Raw genomic sequence first — 960 nt, forward strand, 5'->3', positions numbered from 1 at the left:
TGGCCGCCGCCCAGTTGGCCGTGCCCGAAGGCTATAAACTCGTGCCGCTTGAGCCGACACCGGAAATCATAGCCAGTGCTGCTGTTGCAATCTGGCCGACCGCCAGCCCGGCTGATATCGCACTCGCGCACTTGGCGGCACCGATTGTCCTGATGCAGATGGACATGGCGCCGGGCACGACGGTCGATGCGGTCGCCGGTATGCTGGCTACGATGGCACCGGCATATCGCGCCATGCTTGCGGCCGCGCCGATTCCACCAACATCAGAACAGCACGCCGACGACGTTGCCGTCGACCGCTTTGCGGCTGCGATGAAGGCAAAATTGGCCTTGGCACGTGCAAAGGGCCGCGGCGGCTGGGACGACCCGGAGCAGTGTAGCGTGGACGATCTGACGACCATGCTGCGCAATCAGGCCAATGGAGGCGACCCGGTTGATGCGGGTAACTTCGCCATGATGATCCACCAGCGAGGGGGAAACATGGCGCCGCCAGCATTTGCGCGCGCTGATGGTATCGAGCACGCCGAGCTGCAAACGGTTTTGGTAAAACGTTTCTCGCATTGTCGCCCAGGGTATCCAGCTGGCATCGCTGCCTGGACAAGGGCAGCGCTGGCAGATGAAAGTGAAAAAAATGATGACTTACGTTACCCGTCCTCGATGACGGCGGCCCTTGCCGATGTTCTGGGATTGCCGAATTTCCGTACTGGACCCATCGCGCACGTCTACCGTGCAGCTGGCGCCGAGATCCGTACCAAATGCGAGGACGAACAGGCTTTCGTGCTCGACCGGTATCTTCGCCTGGCGATCGAGCACGGCGATGAATGGCGCACGGCTGCCGAGGCCGATCTCAAGGCAGCGTACACGCGGGCCGAGTCCAGCAAGGCGGTGAAATCATGAGCCGCCTTCCGGACTGCTTCGCCCCCAAGCCCTTGCCGAAGCCGATCAGCACGGCTCGCTGGGT

General features: G+C 62.3%; 1 pseudogene. It reads left to right on the top strand.

The window, feature by feature from the left end:
* A pseudogene (locus tag AC0V2Y_RS28920) lies at nucleotides 1–896 on the top strand (hypothetical protein); the annotation flags it as partial.
* Between the last annotated feature and the right edge of the window lie 64 nt (nucleotides 897–960).

The organism is Janthinobacterium sp. BHSEK, from assembly GCF_056174685.1.